The following is a 3,599-nucleotide window of genomic DNA, read 5'->3' as shown; positions in this document are numbered from 1 at the left end:
ATAAAGGATTATTTCTGCCTGGAAACTAAACCTTCTTGATCAGCCGAACCGCCTTTGGTACGCGATCCGTATGCCGGGTGGTGTGGGAGGGCTCCTCAGTGATGGGGAGTCCTATCCCGATAGCCCGCCGCTTTCATAATTTCTTCGTACTTACTTGCAAAAATACCATTTTCAATTCTTAAACAAGGAATACCGCCAACAATTGGGTAGACCACCAATGCTTCTGGACTAAACAACATACCGCCAATCTTTTTTAAAGGAGTCTTGAATTTTGGACATGCAAAAACATCTGAGGGCAATTCGGTATCACCACCACCGTCTTTACGAATAATAGTTATTGCAGTCGGATTCAGTGGATTAGAAGCGTAAGGAAATAATTTATGCTCTAGCACGTCATAGCCAAGTAAATTGGAGATTCCCTTCAGATTCTTGCAATAACCATGAGAATCCATCCTTTGTCTTGCTTCATCACTGGCAAGTTCGTATCCAGGTTCTAAAAGAATCAAGAACTTCCTTGCAACCCTATATAACTCTCGCAAAATAGGCTCTTCATTGCCTCCATTTGGTTCTATAGAATGCGAGGTATACACAATATCAATGGAATTATCGAGAAACGGAATATAGAACAGATCTCCTACACAAAGCACAGTGCTGGTGATACCTTTGCTGTGAAGCCATTTTTTGGCATATGCGACTCTTGACCAGCTTAAATCAAATCCAAAACTGTTGACTTCATTTCCTAAATTTTTCAACACACCAGACAATGTAGTTGCTTCCCCAACACCTGCCTCTAATATAGACTTGGGCTCGCACAAAGAGAGTATTCTACTGGCTATTTCTCTTGAATACTCTTCCTTGTGTTTTGCCATCTCCTCATTTTCCATAGCGGCAATGTAACTTCCCGTTTGCAAATCATAGGAAATCTCAATAATCTCTCGTGTGTTATGCTCTAAACCCATTTCGTGGCGCAGAAATGCACTTATATTCTGTCCTTGCTCGTACAACCTTTTCAACTGATGTGGTGTCGTCATATGTTCACTCTCCTTTATGCGGGCTAATGTATGTTTCGCGCAGTTAGATTTTCCCCTCAACCCTAGGGGGGAGTGTGCCATATTGAAATAATTACAAATAGTTACGTTAACAATAATTTAAGCGTCATTTGAACTGAGATTATGAGAAAGGCAACTGCAGTTATCCATCCTTACACTTTATAACTAATTGATATTTCAGCAAATTAAAACTCATAAGTTTTATCAACATACTGCATAGCCACTATTTAACTGCGGGGTTCGTTTAGCATCAGCGGCGCGCTCTTTTTGCGCGTCAGCTGTATGCTTTTGTTATGCTATTAAATTTTCTCTCTGTAGAAAAGCAAAGAATTTATCTAAGATTTTCTTATTACGATCAATTATCTGCTTCTCTTCAAATTCATCGAAGCCAAGGAGTTCGGCTATTTCCACGATTTTACTGGGCTCTTTATTTTTTCCACGCCGCTGTTCTCCGCTGTATATTTTCTTTTTATCTTCAAACCGGTAATCAGATGCTCGGATATTAATACTTCCTTCAAGCAGAACCTTATTCCCAAGTGATTCGATAGCTGCCGTATTCTCTAGGCCTCCTTCCATTTCTTGTCTTTTCTTGGAGTAAATGTGCTCCAAGTGAAATATTTCATTCAAATCAAGAAGTTTTTGTTCAGAAAATGTGTGAGCGTACCATGTAATCATAGAACGCGTTATATTGCGCTGGTTTGTGAATTTGTAATTATCAAAGAATGATCTGGCCTGGCTTTCATTAAATTTATATTTTTCAAACGTAACTTCCACTCCATTTACAATATTGATCATTTCGTCATATATAGGTGTCCGCAAGGCATTAACACCAGGATTTGTTATGGCATACGCATAAATGAAGGCAGTAATTCTATATAGGAAGAAACTGAATTCAGTTTCTTCTAAAGCACCGTCAGGTGATTTATTATGAAGAAAATATACTGAAACTATATTTTGCCACATACCATTAGGTGCGTAAGTCAAAACAAATAGCTTCTTAAGAATAGAGTTGGAAAATCTCTGACTATCTTGATTTGAAATGCTTTTCCAGAATAAGGCTAGTAATTTTATATTGGAAATGGTCTCAGGTTTCTGAAGATATTGGTATTTATTACGTTCATAGAATTTGCGTAATGCCTCCGTAGTGGTGCTTTTATTTCCTTCTTTGGCGCGTAAGAAATACATATAACGGGCAAAAATTTCATCCATTGGCGAGCCCGTATTTAAATAAAAAACTGAACCTGTAATTTCTTCAAGTGTTCTCCACTCAGAAATAAAGTCATCCTTTTTATCTATGTCACCGTAATATTTGTAGAACTGCGCTTTGAATATGTCCGCATCGGCTAGGGGAAGCCCTCGATCATTGAGAGTTGAAAAAATCCTGAGCGCAGTGTCTTGCGACTCAGCTTCTATCGGTAGGAGAATACAATTCCCCAAAATCCTTGCTGGAAAATATGGAAAGTAGCTAGCAAATCCTTGTAAAAACTCTTCAATTTTTTTTTCAAAAAATTGATAATTATTAACATATTGGCTTTTGCTTCCAGGTTTCAGCGAGCCCGTTCTCAATAAATTAAGAAATTCATGTTTATCCTTATCTGTAGCCACTTCCGAGTCTATTTTTAATGTTGATTTATCTGCGCTACCAAATTCGTCAGTTTTCCATATGCATTTCTCAATACGACCACGTGTTTGTTTTGAGTTGGTATCCTGCATATGGGCAAACTTGTCATAGAATGCACGCAAAATAAGCATTATCGTAGTCAGGCGCTGTTGTCCGTCTATAACTTCCGATTGTGTATTATCATTTTTGAATGTAACAATGGAGCCAAGGAAATACTCATCGTTTTTATCAAATGCCTCGTAATCATTATTTGGGAATGAAAATGTAAAAAGGTCATCCCAAAGTGTTTGGCATTGCTCTTCATCCCAAGCATATGGGCGCTGATAATCTGGGATAAGGAAATCGGCTTTTTTATCCGATAACAGGTCAAAAATTGTTTTTTGATCTACATTGAGTTTTGACATTTTATTCCTTATTGTTGTAAAGCATAACATTAAGCTGAGGGGTTGGGCGACGGATACGAGAAACCTGCCTGAAACTTCAAAAGTTAGAAAACAAGACAATTTACTAAGCGGCCTGACTTAGCCCAATCCCTCTCCAGCGTTTTGTTGTTTGCAAGCCCAACATAACTCGTAAAAATTAGGACCCTTGCAATTAACAAAACAATTAAAAATCAGGGGTTGATCATAAGAACGGCCACCGTTGCTACAAATAATGTAGGGCCACTGTAACTTATTGTTTATCAAGCAAATCAGCACCTACATTTTTTGGAGGTCCAATTTTTGGCCCAAGTTATGATCAAGCCCAAAAATCATAATAAAACAATTATTTTTTTCTTACAGTCTTCTTTTTGCCCCTAAAAAGAGGGCTGTAAGAGGTAAAAACAAGTGTTTTTCTATTTAGTATCTGCTGAATTTCTTCTAAACCTATCAACTCCATATTATGATATGTAGAGTAATGCTCTACAGTTTATGAGCTTCGTAGAGGTT

Annotated in this window: 2 protein-coding genes; both read right to left on the bottom strand. The window is 37.8% G+C overall.

The genetic code is table 11. The features are described from left to right. Positions 1–95 precede the first annotated feature (95 nt). Positions 96–1,031 carry a methyltransferase domain-containing protein gene (locus J7K39_00345; protein ID MCD6178329.1) on the bottom strand — a complete coding sequence of 312 codons (936 nt, stop codon included), beginning with the start codon at positions 1,029–1,031 and terminating at the stop codon, positions 96–98. 309 nt (positions 1,032–1,340) lie between these two features. Continuing rightward, the gene (locus J7K39_00340; GenBank protein MCD6178328.1) at positions 1,341–3,074 is read right to left on the bottom strand and encodes a DUF262 domain-containing protein; all 1,734 of its coding nucleotides are present in this window, start codon (positions 3,072–3,074) and stop codon (positions 1,341–1,343) included. Positions 3,075–3,599 lie beyond the last annotated feature (525 nt).

Source organism: Bacteroidales bacterium, assembly GCA_021157585.1.
In the GTDB taxonomy this organism is placed as follows: Bacteria; Bacteroidota; Bacteroidia; order Bacteroidales; family UBA12170; genus UBA12170.
This window is presented reverse-complemented; position numbering and strand designations above follow the sequence as displayed.

Excerpts from the sequence above, each read along its gene's own strand:
- J7K39_00345 (MCD6178329.1), bottom strand. The coding sequence starts at position 1,031 with ATGACGACACCACATCAGTTGAAAAGGTTGTACGAGCAAGGACAGAAT.
- J7K39_00340 (MCD6178328.1), bottom strand. The coding sequence starts at position 3,074 with ATGTCAAAACTCAATGTAGATCAAAAAACAATTTTTGACCTGTTATCG.